This is a genomic window from Thermococcus sp. JdF3 (assembly GCF_012027495.1).
Taxonomy (GTDB): domain Archaea; phylum Methanobacteriota_B; class Thermococci; order Thermococcales; family Thermococcaceae; genus Thermococcus.
In genome coordinates, this window is record NZ_SNUK01000024.1 from 1 (window position 1) to 452 (window position 452).

The 452-nt window shown below is 51.8% G+C and carries 1 pseudogene; it reads right to left on the reverse strand.

Features of this window, described 5'->3' with window-relative positions:
• A pseudogene (locus tag E3E42_RS11720) lies at positions 1 to 202 on the reverse strand (MATE family efflux transporter); the annotation flags it as partial.
• Between the last annotated feature and the right edge of the window lie 250 nt (positions 203 to 452).

Consider the following 452-nt stretch of genomic DNA (forward strand, 5'->3'; position numbering starts at 1 on the left):
CGAGGGGCCACGCGGTCCCCGGTGCGGAGAGCTCTTCCCTGCCGAGCTTGCCGAGCCAGAAGGTATCCGTGAGGTTGTAAAGAACCTGCACTAAGTTGTTGATTATGAGCGGGGAAGCTAACTTGATGAGGGTCTTCTCCACGTGTCCCTCGACGATTTGCTGCCTCATCGCATCTATTTTGTCCCTTTTGTCGCCATCCATGTCAATCAAACGGGTGTCGAAACGCTAATACAAAAGCCTTGCTGTGGATAAAGAATCCATCTCTGTTTTTCAGAAAACTGGAGAATGCTTAAGTCACGGAAGATAGAAATCAAAGGGGATAGAAAAGAAGGAAGCGCAGAGCGCTGCTTGAAGAGGTTCACTCGAAGAGCCTCTTCCTGGCGGCCTCAAGCATGAGCTTCTGCTCTTCCCTGGCGACGGTCTTCCTGACGAGCTCGACAGCATCTGGGTT